This window comes from Pelagibius sp., from assembly GCF_965249265.1.
Classification (GTDB): domain Bacteria; phylum Pseudomonadota; class Alphaproteobacteria; order Kiloniellales; family Kiloniellaceae; genus Pelagibius.
The window spans coordinates 1,283,173-1,300,639 of the sequence record NZ_OZ252224.1; the positions used below are offsets into that span (position 1 = coordinate 1,283,173).

The following is a 17,467-nucleotide window of genomic DNA, read 5'->3' on the forward strand; positions in this document are numbered from 1 at the left end:
ATGCAGTTCGCCCCGATGTCGTTTCAGGGAAAGACCGCAATCGTAACCGGCGGTGGCCGCGACATCGGCCGCGCCTGCGCGATGCGCCTGGCGGCACAGGGAGCCCGGGTCGCCATCAACTATTTCAGCAGCGCCGAGGGGGCGAAAACCGCCGTCGGCGAGATCATGTCGGCCGGGGGTGAGGCCTTTGCCCTGAAGGGGGATATGACCCAGCCGCTGGACGTCGCTGAACTCGTCACCGAGACGCAGATCCGTTTCGGCGACAAGATCGATATCCTGGTGCATGTGACCGGCGGCCTTGTCGCCCGCAAGACAGTTCAGGAAATGGATGTTGCCCACTGGAACAAGGTCATGGCCCTGAACGCCACCTCGTTGTTCCTGACCGTAAAGGCGGTCGTGCCGCGCATGTCGGCGGGCGGCTCCATCGTTGCCCTGGCATCACAGGCCGGGCGTGACGGCGGCGGCCCGGGTGCGGTTGCCTATGCCTCTTCCAAAGGGGCGGTGATGACCATGACCCGTGCCCTGGCCAAGGAACTGGCGCCCGGGATTCGGGTGAACGCGCTTTGCCCCGGCATGATCGACACCGACTTCCACAACATCTTCACCAAGCCGGAGGTGCGGGCCAATGTCGCCAAGGCAACGCCGCTGAAGCGCGAGGGCACCTCCGAAGACTGCGCCGAGCTTGTCGCCTTCCTGGCTTCCGACCAGGCCGCCTTCATGACCGGCAACTGCGTCGACATCAACGGCGGCCTGCTGTTTTCGTAAGCGGTGTTTTATGCAGCGGTCACACTGAACCGCGGAGGTTGATTTCCATCGTCTGATGGGGGATGCCGGCATCGAGATATTCGGTACCGACGGGCGAGAAGCCGAGTTTCCGATAAAAGGCGAGGGCCTGTATCTGCGCGCCAAGCCGCACTTTTGAAATTTCCGGGTTGCCTGAAACCTCGGTAAGGACGAAGCGGATGAGTTCTGCGCCGAGGCCCCTGCCGCGGCAGTCTTCGGCAACACAGATCCGTTGGATTTTTGCCGTGCCGCCTGCATATTGAACCCGGCCCGCGGCGACAGGGCGACCGTCAAGCCTTGCCAGCACGTGCGCGCTGACACCGTCCTCGCCGTCGATCTCCAGTTCCTCGCTGACACCCTGCTCGGCGATGAAGACTTCGCGCCTCAGCCGTATGCAGAGGGCGATGTCATCTTCACTGTCGACGAAGCGGATGTCGATCACTTTGGTTTTTGTCATATCGGTTGTCGGCCTGTCGGCTGTTGCTGACGGCGCGGCGCAGTTCCGGCCAAGCATCATCAGATACCCGGATCAAAGGCCGATTCCAAGCCGGCAGGGGCCGTTGTTTTGGGCTGCTGCGGTTGACTGTTCACGGTCCCCTAGTCTCCCGAAATCTTGACTCTTTGCCTAGGAGAATGTAGAACAAAAAGAGAACAAATCAGAACATATCCTCTAGGTTGAAAGGCTGCGCATGGCACCTGCTCTGCACGAAAAGAGCCGGGATTCCGGGCTTTCGGGACCCGCCGGGGCTTTCCGGCGGCCTTTGTCGAGAGCTGAAGGACGGCAGGCCGGGCTGGCGGCCCTGCGCGCCCAGATCAGCCGCATCGAATCCGCTGGGCGGGGGTTGGCCCGGCGCCCGGTGCTGCCGCTGGGGCTGTCGGCCTTGGACGAGGCGCTGCCCGGCGGCGGCCTGCCGCTCGGTGCGCTGCATGAGATCGAGGGTGAACGCGCGGAGTGGGACGACGGCGTGACCCTCGGTTTCTGTCTCGCGCTTCTCGCCCGGCTGCGGAGATTTTCATCAAGTAATTCCCCCAAGCATGTCCTCTGGATATCGCGTTGGGGCGACCTCTACCCCCCGGCGCTGGTTGCCCTGGGGCTCGACCCCGGACGCTTCATTATGGTGCGCGCCAAGGCCGAACCCGATCTGCTCTGGGCGATGGAGGAGGGGTTGCGCTGCAACCGCCTCGCCGCCGTGGTGGGGGAGGTCGAAGGGCTTGACCGCCTCGCCGGGCGGCGTCTGCAACTGGCCGCCGAAGCCTCTTTAGAGAACGGGGCTGGCGTGACGGCTTTTGCCTTGCACCGCCGCTTCCGGCCCCGCCGCCGCGGGCGCGATGCCAGCGCCGCCCTCAGCCGCTGGCGGGTCGCCCCTTTGGTTTCCAGGGCGGCAAGCTCGAACGACACAGAGGATGCAACTTTCATCGGCCGCCCGCGCTGGCGGCTGGACCTCCTGCGCTGCCGCGGGGCGGCGCCGGGATCATGGCAGGTGGAGTGGGACAATGCGGCGTGTGGTTTCTCTCTGGCTCCCGCGCTTCGCGACGGATCGTTGGCAATGCGCTCGCGAACAATCCAGACACAGGCAAGCGCAGGCCCAGGGGCAGGGGCAGAACTTATCGACTTCCGGCAAGCGGTCTGACGCGGGCCTGTCTGAAGAAGCGCCGCTGGCGCTGGTAACGGCGGAACGCGGGCAGCTCAGTCTGGCGGCGGTGAATGCCGCGGCGGCGGGCGCGGGCCTCACCCCCGGCCTGCCCCTGGCCGAGGCCCGCGCCCTCCTGCCCGGTGTGACCACGGCCCCCCACGAAGCGGAAGCCGACGCCCAGGCCATCGCCCGGCTCGCCGCCTGGTGCGGCCGCTACAGCCCCTGGACGGCGCCCTGCTCGACAGCCGAGGGCAGCGGGCGAGGGCCGGGCGGTGGGGCCGGGGTCTTGCTCGATGTTTCCGGCTGTTGTCACCTCTTCGGTGGCGAGGCGGCGCTGCTGGAAGACCTGCAGGCGCGGCTGACGGATCTCGGTTATACGAACCGCCTTGCCATGGCCGACACCATCGGCGCCGCCTGGGCCATGGCGCGCTTCGCCGCCTCGCCGGCGCATCCCTGCGTCGTCGTCATGCCGGGCAGCCAGCGCGCCGCCATCGCCTGCCTGCCGCCGGCGGCGCTGCGCCTGCCCGACGCCGCGGTAGAGGTGATGGATCGCCTGGGGCTCAGGCGCATCGAGGATCTCTATGCGCTTTCGCCCAGCGTGATGACGCCGCGCTTCGGCCCGCTGGCGGCGCGTCGTTTGGCCCAGGCCCTGGGGGAGGAGGCCGAGGCCCTGTCGCCGCGCCGCCCGCCGCCGGCCCACCTGCTGCGGCGCATCTTTGCCGAGCCGATCAGCGCCCCCGACGACATCGCCCGCGCCCTCGACGATCTGCTGCCGCGGCTCTGCCGCGAACTGGCTCTGGCCGGGCGCGGGGCGCGGCAGTTGGACTTCACCGCCTACCGCAGCGACGGCAGTTTCCAAAGCCTCTCCGTCGGCACCAGCCGGGCGAGCCGCGATGCCAAGCACCTGCGCCGTCTCTTCACCGAGAAGCTGGCGCAGATCGACCCCGGCTTCGGCATCGAGGTGATGACCCTGGCTGCCGCCCGCAGCGACCCTCTGGGTGCAAGGCAGATGAACTTCCCGGTGCCCCCACCCCCACAACAGCAACCGCCGCAACAACAAAAGGACGCAGAGGAAGAAGCGCCTGCACCCGCCGCCGTCACGGCGCAACCGATCAACAGCGCCGCCGGTGCCGAAGACATTCCCGATCTGGTCGACCGCCTGGGCAGCCGCCTGGGGCTTGCCGCCGTGCGCCGCCCCAGCCCCCGGGAAAGCCATCTGCCGGAGCGCGCCTTCATGCTTGCAAGCGTTGAAGGGGAGAGCGGAGAGGAAGTGCAGGATGAAGGCTGGCGCAAAACGCCCCATCCGAACCTGCGCCCCCTGCGCCTGCTGCCACGGCCGGAGCCGGTGGAGGCGGTCTCCCTGCTGCCCGATCATCCGCCGGCGCGTTTCAGGTGGCGCCGCATGCTGCACGAGGTGGTGCAGGCCGAGGGGCCGGAGCGCCTGCTCGGCGAGTGGTGGCAGAACGATTCGATTTTGGGCAATCCCGCGCCCAATGTCCTGGCTGGGGGCGACCCAATCGCCGGCGATGCCGAGCCGCGCGATTATTTCCGCGTCGAAGACGCCGACGGCCGCCGCTACTGGCTCTACCGCAGCGCCGGCCAGTGGTTCCTGCACGGGCTGTTCGGGTGATGGGTGAAAGGGCAAACGAAATCCCCCTCTCCCCTGGTGGGAGAGGGAGGGCCCCGCGAAGCGGGAGGGTGAGGGGGCTTCGCGCCGCTGCTTCATTACCCGCAGAAGATGACCGGGGATTGCCGCTTGCGAGAGTCACCCTCACCCCGATCCTCTCCCATCAAGGGAGAGGGGGAACCAAAAGAAGGGCGAGGAGAAATCATGACTAAGGCCGCTTGCGCCCGGCGTCTGCGGCGCGACGAGACCGCGGCGGAAAGGAAGCTCTGGTCGGCCCTGCGCAACCGCCAACTCGGCGGCCACAAATTCCGCCGCCAGGTGCCGCTCGGCCGCTTCGTCGCCGACTTCGCCTGCTATGACGAGAAGCTGGTCGTCGAATTGGACGGCGGCCAGCACGCTGAACGCCAGGACGGCGATGTGGAAAGAACCGCTTGGCTGGAGAATAAAGGTTTCCGCGTTCTGCGCTTCTGGAACAACGAGGTGCTGGAAAATCTGGAGGGCGTGTTGACGACCATCGCGCAGGCTTTGGAAAACCAAAAGCCTCCTCACCCATAGAGGGAGAAGGGAAACAAAAGAAAGGTGCGCAGTGATTTCCCTCTCCCCTCGTGGGAGAGGGAGGGGCCCGCGAAGCGGGAGGGTGAGGGGCTTCCTGCCGCTGCTGCATTTCTTGCAGAAGGTGGTTGAGGGCTACCGGCTGCGGGAATCACCCTCACCCCGGCCCTCTCCCCTTGTGGGCTATGGGATTCACACATTTTCGATGTTTGTTGCGAGTGCGAATCCGGTGAGTTGTGCTGCGAGGGTTTGCCAACCGGTTTTCATGGTCTTTGGTCCGGGCGGTTTGTAGTAGCAGTTCCATCCGCCGAGGCGGGCGCAGACCCAGGCGAGGAACGCGAGGCTGTCGGCTGGATGCGGATTTTTCTGGCGCTCGGTGTTGCCTTCGAGCGTCTTGGAGATCGCCTGGAGTGCGGGCAGAAAGCCGGCGTCGAGGGCGTCCGTCGCCGGTCGGCGCGAGCCGTCGCGGGCATCGACCAGTTGCATGATGCGGGCCGCGGCGCCGAGCGCCATGGCGGCGAACTTCATCAGCCGCCCGGCATCGTGCATCTGGGTTTCGTCGAAGCGCAGGCCGTCGCTCTTGCAGGTTCGGAACAGCTGCTCGATGCGCCAGCGCAGGCGGTAGAGCTGAACCGCACGCTGCGGCGCGATGTCCGCCGACGACAGCAGACGCCAGTGCAGCGCCGCCTTGCCCGCCGGCGGATCGGGCTCGCGCGCTTCGACGACGGTCATCTCGACCATCTCTGCGGCATGCGCCTTCTTCAGCCTCGAGGGGCGGACGATCCGCACACGGCGTGCCCGCAGTTCCACCGTGGCCTCGCGGCCCTTGTCGCCCGGCCCACGCGGGCCGACCTTCACGACAGACCGGCCTTGCGCAGGTTCCGCCGCCAGTGCCTCGAACAGGCGGCGGCCATCCGCCCCGTCTGCTTCGTTCTCCCCGTCCGCCAAGCCACGGTCGTGGCGCGCCCGCACCACAAGCTCCACGCCCTCGGGCTTGCCGGCAAACAGCGTGTAGACGTCGCTTTCCCGGTCGGCCACCACGGTTACGCTGGCGGCGCCGGCCAAACCCTCGCCGGCGCAGCGCGCCCCGGACAGCCAGCGACCGCTCTCCTTGTCCGAAGGCGCACGCCGCCGACGATCGCCCGCCTTGACCGGCGGCCGGGTCCAGATCTCGGCCCCCACAAGGCCAAGCACCGCCTCGTCCTCGGCGTCCACCGCAAGCAGCGGGTGCAGGAAAAAGGCCGGGCTCGTGCCATCCGCCCCGCATCCAAAACCCCGGCGGTTGGCCGCGCGGTTCTTGAAGTTGATCTCGCTCGTATCCTGGATGCAGATCACATGCCGACCCGCGCACACCGCCGCCGTCCGGGCCGCAAGGCCGGACAGGATCGCCGCAACGCTGGAATGCGGCGAAGACAAAAACCGGTGGCACGCCATCTCACCAGCCCGGTCACCACCAACCTTGCGCAATACGCAACTGCCGCTCGACACCAACTGGTCCATCATCCATTCCGACCGACCCGCAACACGCACGTCTCCAAACCCAGCCATCCAGATCCCCCAAAAAACCTGGATTGCTTGAATCACATCATCGCCTCAAAGAGAAGCAATTCCGTGAATGCCGTAGCCCATCAAGGGAGAGGGGGAACCGAAAAAGGGAGTGGCTGTTGTTCCCTCTCTCCTCCGTGGAAGAGAGGGAACCAATGAGGGGCTGCACAAAATCCCCTCTCCCCTCCGTGGGAGAGGGAGGGGCCCGCGTAGCGGGAGGGTGAGGGGGCGTTTGGTACCTACAGAATCTGGCTCAGAAACTCCCGCGTGCGCGGGTCCTTGGCTTCGGTGAAGAAGGTTGCCGGGGGGCCGTGTTCGACGATGACGCCGCGGTCGGTGAAATAGATGTGGCCGGCGACTTCCCGGGCGAAGCCCATTTCGTGGGTCACCAGGATGCAGGTCATGCCTTCCTCGGCGAGCTGGCGGATGGTGACCAGCACCTCTTTCACCGTCTCCGGGTCCAGCGCCGCGGTCACCTCGTCGAACAGCATCACGTCGGGCCGCATGGCGAGCGAGCGGGCGATGGCGACGCGCTGCTGCTGGCCGCCGGAAAGCTCGCCGGGGTAGGAGCCTTCCTTGCCCTCCAGGCGCACCTTCTTGATCAGCGCCAGGGCGCGTTCCTCGACCTCGGCCCTGTCTTCCTTCAGCACCTTGATCGGTGCCATCATCACGTTTTCCAGCGCCGTTTTGTGGGGGAAGAGGTTGTACTGCTGGAACACCATGCCGGCCTTGCGGCGCAGCGCCAGCTTGTCCAGCTTGGGGTCATTCACCTCCTGCCCCTCGACCTTGATGGAGCCGCTGTCCATCGGTGTCAGCGCGTTGATGCAGCGGATGAAGGTCGACTTGCCGGAGCCCGAGGGCCCGATGATGCAGACCACGTCGCCCTTCATCAGGTCCATGGAAATGCCTTTCAGCACCTCCAGCTCGCCGAAGGATTTGTGCACGTCGCGGCAGGCGACGATCGGCTGGTCCGGGGTCCAGGGAGCAGTGGCGTTCATGAGCGGTCTTTCGGATTCGGAGCGGCGTAGGTAACCCTCTCCCCTCGTGGGAGAGGGAGGGGCCCGCGTAAGCGGGAGGGTGAGGGGGGCTTCGTTGATCGGGGACTCATCTGTCTATACCGGGAGTCACCCTCACCCCGACCCTCTCCCATCAAGGGAGAGGGGGAACTAAATGTGGGCCGGTACAACTTGAGGAACCCTCTCCCCTCGCGGGAGAGGGAGGGGCCCGCGAAGTGGGAGGGTGAGGGGGCGCTCTCCATCACAGCTTCACCTGATAGCGCCGTTCCAGGCGGCGGGTGGCGACGGCGATGGGGTAGCAGTAGGCAAAGAAGCAGATCAGCACGAAGCTGTAGAAGGGGATCAGCAGCTCCGGCCGGTTCTCGGCGGCAAGCGCGCGGCCGGTCTGGGTCATCATCTCCGACACGCCGACGATGGAGGCCAGCACGGTGGCCATGGTGAGGATGGCGTAGAGGTTCATCCAGGGCGGCAGCATGCGCTTCACGCACTGCGGCAAGATGATCTCCCAAAGCGTCTGGCGCCGGGTGAAGGCGAGGGACTCGGCGGCTTCCCACTGGCCCGAGGGCAGCGACTTGACGGCGCCGCGCACGATCTCCGAGACGTTGGCCATCACCGGCAGGGCCAGGCCGATGGTCGCCTTCACCCAGTCGGGGAAGGGAATGACGACGATGCCCAGGTCGAACTCGAAGGGCAGCAGGAACATGCAGAAGAACAGCAGCACCAGCCAGGGCGCGTTGCGGAAGAACTGGGTGACGAACCAGGAACCGCCGCGCACCGGCGGCAGCAGGGAAATCTGCATGAGGCCCAACACCGCGCCCGTCCCGGTGCCGATGGCCATGGCGAGGAAGGAGATGGCGATGTTGAAGACGAAGCCCTCCAGCATCACCGGTACCCAATTGATGAGCGCGGCAAAGGCGCTCTGCTTTTCGGGTGTCCCACTTTGCGCCTCGGCGATGCCGGCGGAGAGCAGCAGGATCGCGACCAGCCAGAGCCCGTGGCGGGCGCGCAGGCGGGGCAGGGGAAAGCCGGCGGCGCGCTCCTTCTCCGCCGTGGCGGCAAGGCGCTGGGCGGCGGGCAGCAGCACCGGCAGATCGGTACCGCCATCGAGAACAGGCTTCTTACCGAACATACCCATTATCCGAATCCGGGCAGGCGCATCGCCCGCTCCCACCTGTGCATGAACCAGACCAGCACCCCGACCAGGAAGACGTAGGCGATGAGCAGGAAGGTCATCATTTCCGGCACGTTCACCGAGTCCGACCAGATCTGGTTGGCCATGTAGAGCATCTCCGGCACCGCAATCGCATAAGCAAGCGTCGTGGTCTTGACCAGGTTCACGAGGTTGTTGTTCAGCGCCGGCAGGCAGACGCGGAAGGCCAGCGGCAGAACGATGTAGAGGTAGATCTGCAGACGGTTGTAGCCAAGCGCCTCCGCCGCCTCCTTGGTCGACTCCGGCACCGCCTCGACGCCGGAGCGGAAGATCTCCACGTTGAAGGCGCCGGCGAAGAACGATAGCGAGATCACCGCCCAGGCGAAGCTGCCAAGAATCGGCTCCTGCAGGCCGAAGCGGTTTTCAGTGGTCGGCAGGATCGAGCCGATGGCGAAGTAGAAGAAGTAGAGCTGCACCAGCGGCGGGGTGTTGCGGAAGAACTCGATATAGGCGGCGACGATGCGGCGCAGGATCACCGAGCGCGCGCCCTGGACCCAGGCGCCGACCACACCGATCACCAGAGAGAGCGCAAGGCAGATCAGCGACAGCCAGATGGTCATGAAGAAACCATCGATCAGCCGGTTGCGGTCGTAGGAATCGTAGATGAAGGTGAGGTTGATCCCGGTGTCCTGATAGAAGACCCGGAACCAGTTGTAGACTGCCTCCACTGAGCCGCCGTCCCCCTGTTACTTTTTGTCTGGCGTCACCCTAGCGCATTTGGCGTTTGGAACGAAGGCCCCCTCACCCCGACCCTCTCCCACCCAGGTCATTTGATTGGGGGAGAGGGGGAACCAAAAAGACACCCTCTCCCCTTGTGGGAGAGGGAGGGTGAGGGGGCTTCTTTTTTGTTACCGCTCGATCGACGGATTCACGCCGCGGAACAGGGTATGCATCTTCTTGGCGAAAGGCGTTTGCTCCAGGCCGTACTTGCTCTCCAGCTCCAGGATGCGGCCGGAGGTGTGCCACTCGACGATCATGCCCGCCATCAGCGCGGCGAAGGCATCCTCACCCTTCTTCACCGCCAGACCCCAGGGGGCGTCGTCGATGGTCGGCAGCGGCATCTTCCAGCCTTCCCAGTCGGCATCGCCCAGGCGCGAGACGATGAAGCTGTCGTCGTAGACGAAGGCGACGCAGCGGTTCTGCTGCAGGGCGGTCAGGGCTTCCGCCGTGCCCTTGAAGGCGACGATGGTGGCGCCGAATTCCTCCGACGTCTTGCGGTTATAGAAAGCGCCCTGAATGCCGCAGACCGGCGCACCCTTCAGGTCTTCCCAATTGGCGAAGTTGCCCTTGGTCAGGATGTTGGTGCCGGAGGAGTAGTAGTTCGGATCGACGATCTGCACCACTTCGCGCCGGTCGTTGCGGTCGGTCATGGTGGCGATCATCAGGTCGATCTTGCCCTGCTCCAGAAACTGCATGCGGTTGGAGGACACAACCGGCACCAATTCCAGCTCGACACCCAGGGTGTCGGCGACATCCTGGGCCAGGTCGGGCTCCAGCCCGATGATCTTGCCGCTGCTGTCGAGGAAGCCGTAAGGCGCGTAGTCCGCCTTCACGCCGACGATCAGCTTGCCGCGTTCGCGGATGTCGTTGATCACGTCCGCCGAGGCGCCGGACACCGCGAAGCCGGAGGCCAGGGCCGCGATGCCGGCGGCGGCTGCTGTCGTCTTGATCCACTTTCTCATGAGACTCCCCTTTTCTTCATTCATGTTCTTGCAATTCGGCGACCACCCTAATGCGGCTTGATCGGGCTGTCCACGCATGGGGTTTGCCGGATCGGCAGCCGCAGGTTGCGCCCGCCGGGGCCCTCTTTGTTGCGCTGCAAGAAGTGCCGGTGACGTAAATGCCGGAAGCTTTGATCCACCGCCCCCTCCACTGTGCTTGACGCTGCCCGCAAAGGGCGAGACAGTCGCTAAAGTCAACCGGAGAACCGGAAGCCCGTCCGATGGAAAGCCCCGCCATGATCGTCGACAAAGAACCCGCCAGCCTGGACCCCCTGCGTCAGCGTCTGCGCGACCATCTGATGAAGGATGAAACGGCTGTCGTGAAAGCGCTGCTGGACGCCGCGGCGATTCCCCACGACGCCCAGGACCGGGTGGCCGAGCGCGCCCGTGCCCTGGTGGCCCAGGTGCGGCGGGAGCGGGTTGGCCAGGGCGGGCTCGATGCCTTCCTCCACGAGTTCGAGTTGTCGAGCAAGGAGGGCGTGGTGCTGATGTGCCTCGCCGAGGCGCTGCTGCGGGTGCCCGACGCGCTGACCGTCGACAAGCTGATCAAGGACAAGATCGCCGAAGCGGACTGGCAGGCCCATCTCGGCCAGAGCCAGTCGCTCTTCGTCAACGCCTCGACCTGGGCCCTGATGCTGACCGGCCGGGTCGTGAAGCTGGATGAAAACGACGTGCGGGATCTCGGCGGCTCCCTGCGCCGCCTGGTGCAGAAGTCCGGCGAGCCGGTGATCCGCAGCGCCGTTACCCAGGCGATGCGTATCCTCGGCAAGCAGTTCGTCATGGGCCGGACCATCGAGGAAGCGCTGGAGCGCGCGAAGGCGGTGGAGAAGAAAGGTTACCGCTATTCCTACGACATGCTGGGCGAGGCGGCCCACACCATGGCCGACGCCAAGCGCTATTTTCAGGCCTACCGCGACGCCATCGCCGCCCTCGGCAAGGCTGCGGCGGGAAGGGGCCCGATCGACGCGCCGGGCATCTCCATCAAGCTCTCCGCGCTGCATCCGCGCTATGCCTTCGCGCAGCGGGCAAGGGTGCTGCGTGAACTGGTGCCGCAGCTGAAAACCCTGGCGCTCGACGCCAAGGCCGCCGACATCGGCCTGACCGTGGATGCGGAGGAGGCAGAGCGTCTCGACCTTTCCCTCGATGTCATCGAGGCGGTTTCCGGCGATCCCGAGCTTGCCGGCTGGAACGGCTTCGGGCTGGCGATCCAGGCCTATCAGAAGCGCGCCCTGCCGCTGATCGACTGGCTGGCCGACATGGCCAAGCGTCACAAGCGCCGTCTCATGGTGCGCCTGGTGAAGGGCGCCTATTGGGACAGCGAAGTGAAGCACGCCCAGGAATTGGGTTTCGAGGGTTATCCGGTCTTCACCCGCAAGGCCTCGACCGATCTTTCCTATCTCGCCTGCGCCAAGCGCCTCTTGGCCGAGCCGGAAGCATTCTATCCGCAGTTCGCCACCCACAACGCCCACTCCCTGGCCTGGGTGCTGGAGGCGGCAGGCAACCGCCCATATGGCCCTGGGGATTTCGAATTCCAGCGCCTCCACGGCATGGGCGAAGCGCTCTACGACCAGGTGGTCGGCGCCGACAAGATGAACCGACCCTGCCGGATCTATGCCCCGGTCGGCAGTCATGAAGACCTGCTGGCCTATCTGGTACGCCGCCTGCTGGAGAACGGTGCGAACTCTTCCTTCGTCAATCGCATTCAGGATGAGAAGCTGCCGGTTGACGACATTGTCGCCGATCCCGCCGCCAAGCTGCGTGGCACCACGCAGATCCCGCATCCGGCGATCCCGCTGCCGGCGGACCTCTTCGGCAGGGAACGCAGGAACGCCGCCGGTATCGATCTCAACGATCCGCGGGCGGTCTCGGAGCTTCAGCAGGCCATGGTCTCCGCTTCGGCGGAGCCCTGGAGCGACGGGCCGCTGGTCGGTGGGGTCGAACAGACGGCGGGCAGCCGGCGTCCCGTGGTGAACCCGGCCGAACGCGGCGAGACCGTCGGCGACATTGCCTGGGCCACGCCGGCGGAAGCCGAAGATGCACTCGCCCGCGCGCACCGCGCCGCCTATGCCTGGAACGCCACGCCGGCCAACGAGCGGGCTGCCTGTCTGGAGCGCGCCGCCGATCTGATGACCGCCCAGACGCCGCGTCTGATGGCTTTTTGCCAGCGCGAGGCCGGCAAGCTGCTGAGTGATGGTATCGCGGAGGTGCGCGAGGCCGTCGACTTCCTGCGCTACTACGCGGCCCGTGCCAGGGCCGAATTTGGGGCCCCGCTGCCGCTGCCCGGCCCGACGGGGGAGCGCAATGAGATTTCGCTCCAGGGCCGCGGCGTCTTTCTCTGTATCTCGCCGTGGAACTTTCCCCTGGCGATCTTCACGGGACAGATTTCGGCGGCGCTGGCCGCCGGCAATGCAGTGATTGCAAAGCCGGCGGAGCAGACCGGCCTCGTGGCCGCCGCGGCGGTGCGCATTCTGCATCAGGCCGGCATCCCTGGCGATGTGCTGCACCTGCTGCCCGGCGACGGGCCGACCATCGCCGCACCCCTGGTGAACGATCCGCGGGTCGCCGGTGTGGCTTTTACAGGTTCCACAGAGACGGCACGCATCATCAATCAGGCGCTGGCGGCGCGGCCCGGACCCATCGTGCCGCTGATCGCCGAGACCGGCGGCCAGAACGCCATGCTGGTGGACTCCACCGCGCTGCCGGAGCAGGTGACCGAAGATGTCATCACCTCGGCCTTCCAATCCGCCGGCCAGCGCTGTTCGGCGCTGCGTGTTCTCTTCGTGCAGGAAGACGTGGCCGACAAGATGCTGACCATGCTGAAGGGGGCCATGGCGGAACTGGTGATCGGCGATCCGGCGGAACTTGCCACCGATGTCGGCCCGGTCATCGACGACGAGGCCAAGCAGATGCTGGAGGCGCACAAAGCCCGCATGGCCCGCGAGGCCAAGCTGATCTACGAACTGCCGCTGCCTGGCGCGTTGGCCGAGGGCAGCTTCGTCACCCCGGCTGCCTATGAAATCACCGGGATCGACGTTCTGGAGCGGGAGGTCTTCGGTCCGATCCTCCACGTCGTGCGCTACCGCGCCGACCGCCTGGATGACGTTCTGGACAGCATCGCCAACACCGGCTACGGCCTAACCCTTGGCGTTCACAGCCGCATCGACGCGACGGTGGAGCAGGTCTGCAACCGCCTGCCGGTGGGTAATGCCTATGTGAACCGTAACATCATCGGCGCGGTGGTCGGGGTGCAGCCCTTCGGCGGGCAGGGGCTCTCGGGCACCGGCCCGAAGGCCGGCGGCCCGCGCTACCTGCACCGCTTTGCAACCGAGAAGACGATCTCGGTCGACACCACGGCGGCCGGCGGCAACGCTTCCCTCATGTCGTTGCAAGAGGGGCTGTCGCGCTGACGCGATCGGACAGGCAGGCTTGGCTCGGTAGCGGCTAAGCCGCTTCGGTCGCCCTGGCTGCCGGTTTACGGAAGCGCTCCTCGGCCAGACGGTCTGCGGCGTCGGAGGTTGCGAGCGTCCGCGCGTCGGCGCGGCGGAAGATTTCCAGCAGGGTGTCGTGGATCTGGGCGACATGGGCGAAGGCCTTGGCCTCGTCGTAGTCCGGGCCTTCGTGGCTGATGTTCACGATGCCGCCGGCATTGATGACGTAATCCGGTGCATAGAGGATACCGCGCTGGCGCAGCGCCTCGCCGTGTTGGGCCTCGGCCAACTGGTTGTTGGAGGAGCCCGCCACGATCTTCGCTTTCAGAAGCGGCAGGGTGTCGTCGTTGATGACGGCGCCGAGAGCGCAGGGCGCGAAGATATCGACGTCCGCTGCATAGATGGCATCCGGCGCCACGACCTTGGCATCGAACTCCGAGGCCACCCGGTCCAGGGAGTCCTTGGCGATGTCGGTCACGATCAGTTGCGCGCCTTCATCGAAGAGATAACGGCAGAGGTAGTAGCCGACATGGCCGACGCCCTGCACGGCGATGCGCAGGCCGCGCAGATCGTCACTGCCAAGCTTGTGCTTGGCCGCCGCCTTGATGCCCATGTAGACACCGTAGGCCGTGGCCGGGGAGGGATCGCCGGCGCCGCCCTTGGTCGCGCCCGCCACATAGGCGGTCTCTTCGCCCATCAGATCGACGTCCGGCACCGAGATGCCGACATCCTCGGCCACCGTGTAGCGGCCGCCGAGGCTGCCGACGAAGCGTCCCATGGCGCGGAACAAGGCCTCTGATTTGTTCTTGCGGGGATCGCCGATGATCACCGACTTGCCGCCGCCCATGGCAAGGCCGGCCAGAGCCGACTTGTAGGTCATGCCGCGCGACAGGCGCAGCGCGTCGGTCAGCGCTTCGGCCTCGCTGGCATAGGGCCACATCCGGCAGCCGCCGAGGGCCGGGCCGCGGTTGGTGTTGTGGATGGCGATGATGGCCTTCAGGCCGCTGTCGGCGTCGTGACAGAAGACCACCTGTTCGTGGCCGTCGAATTCATGGTGCCCAAAAACAGACATGAGGACCCCTATTCGCTGTGCGCCAAATCGGCGGATCGCCTTCCCGGCGATTGCTTGTCTGCCTTAAATGTCAGGGGTTCTGCTTAAGTATTCAATAAGAAGCGCGGCGTTCCGCCGAAATAGACGGATCGTTAAACCGCAAGACCGCAGGCCCTTAGGAACGGCTGCAGGCTGCCGCAGTTCGCGAAATAATATTACCCGGCCGGCGGGGTCGGATTCAGGCGAGTCGGCCGCTCAGGGCCGCTTCGAACATCTGGCGTATCTCCGGCGCCCCGACCGGGATCGGGTTGGTGGGCGCGGTCGGGTCATCGGCGGCCATCTGCGCGATCTCCTCGATACGTTCGTCGCCGACGCCGATGCCTTCCAGGCGTTCGGGGATGCCGACCTCGGCCCTCAGCGCCAGGACCCAATCCTGAATTGCCGAGAAGGAGGGGGTGGGCAGACCGAGCCAGGCGGCGAGGCGGGTCATCTTGTCCTCGATGGCCGGGCGGTTGAAGCCCAGGACGTAGGGCATCATCACCGCGTTGGTCAGCCCGTGGTGAGTGTCGTAGAGCGCACCGATGGGATGGCTGATGGAGTGGATCGCCCCCAGGCCCTTCTGGAAGGCGGTGGAACCCATGGAGGCGGCGGCCAGCATATGGGCGCGGGCCGTCAGGTTGCCGCCGTCCTTCACCGCAACCGGCAGCCAGTCCTTCACCAGCCGCATGCCCTCCACGGCGATGCCCTCGGCCATGGGGTGATAGCCCGGCGCGCAATAGGCCTCCAGGCAGTGGGCCAGAGCGTCCATGCCGGTGGCCGCGGTGATGTGCGGCGGCAGGCCGACCGTCAGTTCCGGGTCGGAGACCACAGTGCCGGGCATCATCTTCGGATGGAAGATGATCTTCTTCACGTGATCGCTCTCGTCCAGGATGACCGAGGCGCGGCCGGTTTCCGAACCCGTGCCGGCGGTGGTGGGCACCGCAACGATGGGGGCGACGCCGTCAGGGTCGACGCGCTTCCAGTTGTCGCCCTTGTCCTCGAAATCCCAGAGCGGCCGGGTCTGGCCGGCCATCAGGGCGATGGCTTTGCCGCAGTCCAGGGCGGAGCCGCCGCCGAAAGCGATGATCCCGTCGTGGCCCCCCTCGCGATAGGCGGCAACGCCGTCCGCGACGTTCTGTCCGACCGGGTTCGGCTTTACGGCGCTGAAGAGGCCGCTGGGCAAGCCTGCGGCCTCGTTGGCCGCAATGGCCTCAGCCACCATCGGCAGCTTGGCCAGCCCCGGGTCCGTTACCAGCAGCGGCCTGGCCATGCCGAGACCCTGGCAGGCCTTGCCCAGGTTGCGGATGCGCCCGGGACCGAAGATCATCTGGGTCGGGAATCCCCAGCTTGCTTTCAGATTTGCGGGGTCTTCGCTGAGAGCATCGGTCGGCATGGATTGAAAACCTTGAATGATGGGTGAAGCTTCCGGCCGGACGGCCTGAACCGCTGTTCATCTTCTGATAACCGTATTGACCATCCGGATTCAATCGCTTGTTCGGCGGAACCCTGGATAGCTGCCATTCCCGCAGCGCAGACGTTGCCGGCAAGCCGCCCGGCGCCAAGGCCCGCCCGGCCGCGTTTACCATTCCGGCTAAGAGTTCCTTCACCCCGCTTATCTAAAATCCAAGGTAACGCGATCTTTCCGGCGCAGCGTTGGGCAGGCAACCCATCCGGGTCGGACCCTGGAAGTGGTCCGGCGCGCCCCTCAGGAGGAGCATCAGATGTTTTCCGCATTGCCAGACCTCTTGCCCGGCATTTTTCAACGGGAGCCCGAGGCCCTTGGCGGCCAGGGCCGGCAGGCTTTTCTGGACAATCCGACCACGGCGGGCCGTGACCCGATCCGCCTCTCGCCGGAGGCCCAGGCGGTCGACGGCACAGAGTCTGTCGGCGAGGGCGCTGCCGCAGAGACCGATGCCAAGTCCCTTCTGGGCGAGGCGGGCGGCTTCGTGCGCAAGGCGCTGGAGACCATGCGCCGCGACCTCGGCCAGGTGCTGAAGGCCTTCGGTTTTGACTCCGAGGCGGTTCAGGACTTCACGAAGGCCTTTGTCGAGCCGGTTCTGACGGCGCTGAAGGAAGGCGTGAATTTCACGGCCGAGCTTTCCTTTGCCGCCTTCAGTCAGGTGACCGCGGTTTCCGGCTCCAGCTTCAGCCAGTCGACCTCCATGGTCGCGAAATCTCTTTCCATTGAGGTGAACCAGGACACGGGTGAAGTCTCCGTTTCCATGGCCAGCCTCTCCTTCGAGCAGGACATCCAAATCGGCGGCGGCGTCTCAACCGGCCAGACCCCGATTATGGTGATCGATCCGGAGAAGCTGGGCGATCCGACGGCTTTGGCCGAAAAGATCCTGAGCAGCGGTACTCCGGCGAACGACGAAACCGGTGGCCCGGGCAAAGCCGGCGTCGTGGTGCCGACGGACGATGACGACGCGGTTGAAATCGATGACGAAGATGACACCGCCGGCGTCTCCGAGCCTCTGAAGGAAACCCTGGCCGAGGTGCGGGAGCGCCTGGCCGAGGATGCAATCGACTTCCAGACCCGTTTGACGATTTATTCGGTCAGCAGCTACCGCAACGAAAATGGCGAGACCATCACCAAGCTGCTGCTCGACGCGCAGATCCGCATCTCCGGTTTCGCCAACGACAACAGTCACGATGCATCGGTTCAGGAGGAGGCCCAAAGCCTCGATCTCAAAGCCTAAAGCTGCGAGAAACCGATTGTACGGTGAGGGGCCCTTCGGGGCCCCTTACTCGTTTTTAGGCTTTCGACCTATGTCGAAGCGGTTCCAGCCCGCTCCCCCTCCCGGCCACCCAATGAGATTATCCTACTGGGTGGCCGGGAGGGGGAGCGGGGCGGTGCCGTC

At 65.8% G+C, this 17,467-nt stretch carries 14 protein-coding genes; 6 read left to right on the top strand and 8 right to left on the bottom strand.

The features are described 5' to 3' along the window. The gene (locus ACP146_RS06210; RefSeq protein WP_422365900.1) at nt 1–765 is read left to right on the top strand and encodes an SDR family NAD(P)-dependent oxidoreductase; all 765 of its coding nucleotides are present in this window, start codon (nt 1–3) and stop codon (nt 763–765) included. A 19-nt stretch (nt 766–784) separates the two neighbouring features. On the opposite strand, the gene ACP146_RS06215 is transcribed toward ACP146_RS06210, so the two are convergent. After that, nucleotides 785–1,225 (bottom strand): GNAT family N-acetyltransferase, encoded by a 441-nt coding sequence (locus ACP146_RS06215; RefSeq protein WP_422365901.1) that lies wholly within the window; start codon nt 1,223–1,225, stop codon nt 785–787. A 247-nt stretch (nt 1,226–1,472) separates the two neighbouring features. Here ACP146_RS06215 and ACP146_RS06220 point away from each other — a divergent pair, with 247 nt between their 5' ends. The 3 genes from ACP146_RS06220 (at nt 1,473) to ACP146_RS06230 (ending at nt 4,599) form a co-directional block, all read left to right on the top strand. After that, on the top strand, nt 1,473–2,414 hold the full coding sequence (locus ACP146_RS06220) for an ImuA family protein (protein WP_422365902.1): 942 nt from the start codon (nt 1,473–1,475) through the stop codon (nt 2,412–2,414). A 7-nt stretch (nt 2,415–2,421) separates the two neighbouring features. Continuing rightward, on the top strand, nt 2,422–4,047 hold the full coding sequence (locus ACP146_RS06225) for a Y-family DNA polymerase (RefSeq protein WP_422369623.1): 1,626 nt from the start codon (nt 2,422–2,424) through the stop codon (nt 4,045–4,047). 201 nt (nt 4,048–4,248) lie between these two features. Further along, nucleotides 4,249–4,599: an endonuclease domain-containing protein gene (locus tag ACP146_RS06230; RefSeq protein WP_422365903.1), complete on the top strand. Its 351-nt coding sequence runs from the start codon at nt 4,249–4,251 to the stop codon at nt 4,597–4,599. A gap of 189 nt (nt 4,600–4,788) precedes the next feature. Here ACP146_RS06230 and ACP146_RS06235 read toward each other — a convergent pair whose 3' ends face one another. The 5 genes from ACP146_RS06235 to ACP146_RS06255 all read right to left on the bottom strand — a co-directional run bounded on the left by ACP146_RS06235 (nt 4,789) and on the right by ACP146_RS06255 (nt 10,049). Beyond that, the gene (locus ACP146_RS06235; protein ID WP_422364713.1) at nt 4,789–6,144 is read right to left on the bottom strand and encodes an IS4 family transposase; all 1,356 of its coding nucleotides are present in this window, start codon (nt 6,142–6,144) and stop codon (nt 4,789–4,791) included. Between the two features lie 236 nt (nt 6,145–6,380). Further along, the gene (locus ACP146_RS06240; RefSeq protein ID WP_422365904.1) at nt 6,381–7,139 is read right to left on the bottom strand and encodes an amino acid ABC transporter ATP-binding protein; all 759 of its coding nucleotides are present in this window, start codon (nt 7,137–7,139) and stop codon (nt 6,381–6,383) included. A 259-nt stretch (nt 7,140–7,398) separates the two neighbouring features. After that, the gene (locus ACP146_RS06245; RefSeq protein ID WP_422365905.1) at nt 7,399–8,286 is read right to left on the bottom strand and encodes an amino acid ABC transporter permease; all 888 of its coding nucleotides are present in this window, start codon (nt 8,284–8,286) and stop codon (nt 7,399–7,401) included. A 5-nt stretch (nt 8,287–8,291) separates the two neighbouring features. After that, on the bottom strand, nt 8,292–9,035 hold the full coding sequence (locus ACP146_RS06250; protein ID WP_422365906.1) for an amino acid ABC transporter permease: 744 nt from the start codon (nt 9,033–9,035) through the stop codon (nt 8,292–8,294). Between the two features lie 180 nt (nt 9,036–9,215). Then, the gene (locus ACP146_RS06255) at nt 9,216–10,049 is read right to left on the bottom strand and encodes a transporter substrate-binding domain-containing protein (protein WP_422365907.1); all 834 of its coding nucleotides are present in this window, start codon (nt 10,047–10,049) and stop codon (nt 9,216–9,218) included. A gap of 275 nt (nt 10,050–10,324) precedes the next feature. Here ACP146_RS06255 and putA point away from each other — a divergent pair, with 275 nt between their 5' ends. After that, nucleotides 10,325–13,495: a bifunctional proline dehydrogenase/L-glutamate gamma-semialdehyde dehydrogenase PutA gene (gene putA / locus ACP146_RS06260; protein WP_422365908.1), complete on the top strand. Its 3,171-nt coding sequence runs from the start codon at nt 10,325–10,327 to the stop codon at nt 13,493–13,495. Between the two features lie 34 nt (nt 13,496–13,529). On the opposite strand, the gene ACP146_RS06265 is transcribed toward putA, so the two are convergent. After that, nucleotides 13,530–14,588 carry a Glu/Leu/Phe/Val dehydrogenase dimerization domain-containing protein gene (locus ACP146_RS06265; protein WP_422365909.1) on the bottom strand — a complete coding sequence of 353 codons (1,059 nt, stop codon included), beginning with the start codon at nt 14,586–14,588 and terminating at the stop codon, nt 13,530–13,532. A 217-nt stretch (nt 14,589–14,805) separates the two neighbouring features. Further along, the gene (locus tag ACP146_RS06270) at nt 14,806–15,999 is read right to left on the bottom strand and encodes an iron-containing alcohol dehydrogenase (RefSeq protein WP_422365910.1); all 1,194 of its coding nucleotides are present in this window, start codon (nt 15,997–15,999) and stop codon (nt 14,806–14,808) included. A 328-nt stretch (nt 16,000–16,327) separates the two neighbouring features. Here ACP146_RS06270 and ACP146_RS06275 point away from each other — a divergent pair, with 328 nt between their 5' ends. Continuing rightward, nucleotides 16,328–17,305, top strand: a complete 978-nt coding sequence (locus ACP146_RS06275; RefSeq protein WP_422365911.1) for a hypothetical protein — start codon at nt 16,328–16,330, stop codon at nt 17,303–17,305. Nucleotides 17,306–17,467: the final 162 nt, after the last annotated feature.

What these genes read in the sequence shown, in the direction of transcription:
- ACP146_RS06210 (WP_422365900.1), top strand. Translation starts at nt 1, where the DNA reads ATGCAGTTCGCCCCGATGTCGTTTCAGGGAAAGACCGCAATCGTAACC.
- ACP146_RS06220 (WP_422365902.1), top strand. Translation starts at nt 1,473, where the DNA reads ATGGCACCTGCTCTGCACGAAAAGAGCCGGGATTCCGGGCTTTCGGGA.
- ACP146_RS06230 (WP_422365903.1), top strand. Translation starts at nt 4,249, where the DNA reads ATGACTAAGGCCGCTTGCGCCCGGCGTCTGCGGCGCGACGAGACCGCG.
- ACP146_RS06235 (WP_422364713.1), bottom strand. Translation starts at nt 6,144, where the DNA reads ATGGCTGGGTTTGGAGACGTGCGTGTTGCGGGTCGGTCGGAATGGATG.
- ACP146_RS06240 (WP_422365904.1), bottom strand. Translation starts at nt 7,139, where the DNA reads ATGAACGCCACTGCTCCCTGGACCCCGGACCAGCCGATCGTCGCCTGC.
- ACP146_RS06245 (WP_422365905.1), bottom strand. Translation starts at nt 8,286, where the DNA reads ATGTTCGGTAAGAAGCCTGTTCTCGATGGCGGTACCGATCTGCCGGTG.
- ACP146_RS06255 (WP_422365907.1), bottom strand. Translation starts at nt 10,049, where the DNA reads ATGAGAAAGTGGATCAAGACGACAGCAGCCGCCGCCGGCATCGCGGCC.
- putA (WP_422365908.1), top strand. Translation starts at nt 10,325, where the DNA reads ATGATCGTCGACAAAGAACCCGCCAGCCTGGACCCCCTGCGTCAGCGT.
- ACP146_RS06265 (WP_422365909.1), bottom strand. Translation starts at nt 14,588, where the DNA reads ATGTCTGTTTTTGGGCACCATGAATTCGACGGCCACGAACAGGTGGTC.
- ACP146_RS06270 (WP_422365910.1), bottom strand. Translation starts at nt 15,999, where the DNA reads ATGCCGACCGATGCTCTCAGCGAAGACCCCGCAAATCTGAAAGCAAGC.
- ACP146_RS06275 (WP_422365911.1), top strand. Translation starts at nt 16,328, where the DNA reads ATGTTTTCCGCATTGCCAGACCTCTTGCCCGGCATTTTTCAACGGGAG.